The organism is Clostridium sp. AM42-4, assembly GCF_003480105.1.
Taxonomy (GTDB): Bacteria; Bacillota; Clostridia; order Lachnospirales; family Lachnospiraceae; genus Brotaphodocola.
On the sequence record NZ_QUIK01000049.1, the window covers coordinates 1 to 408 of the forward strand.

Consider the following 408-nt stretch of genomic DNA (forward strand, 5'->3'; position numbering starts at 1 on the left):
GTTTTTAGATACTTCTTTCTTTGACTGTCCACATCCAGACAAGACAGTAGTTGCTACAAGTACACCTGACACCACTGCTATCAGACAACGTTTTGCCTTTTTCATACTTTACCTCTTTCTTTCCTGGTAAAATCATTGTTGTTACGTCTATGAAATAACACCGCAAAAAAACACTGTCAGACAGACAGTGCACATCATTTCATGCAACTGGCTGCCATTTTACAGGCCCTGTAGCTTTGCGTCCCAGACTTTCATCTGGTTTGCCGATTTCCTTATTATAGCTTTTAAACTTATGTAAAAAACTGGTTTTATTATACTATAGCGCTCTACTGTACACAAGAAAAACATTACCGTTTTAACGCCTGAAAACAAAAAAAACAGCCGATATATATACTCGAACTATTCTTC

Annotated in this window: 1 riboswitch. The window is 37.3% G+C overall.

Features of this window, described 5'->3' with window-relative positions:
* Nucleotides 1-199: 199 nt before the first annotated feature.
* A riboswitch (cyclic di-GMP riboswitch) is annotated at nucleotides 200-275 on the minus strand.
* Nucleotides 276-408 lie beyond the last annotated feature (133 nt).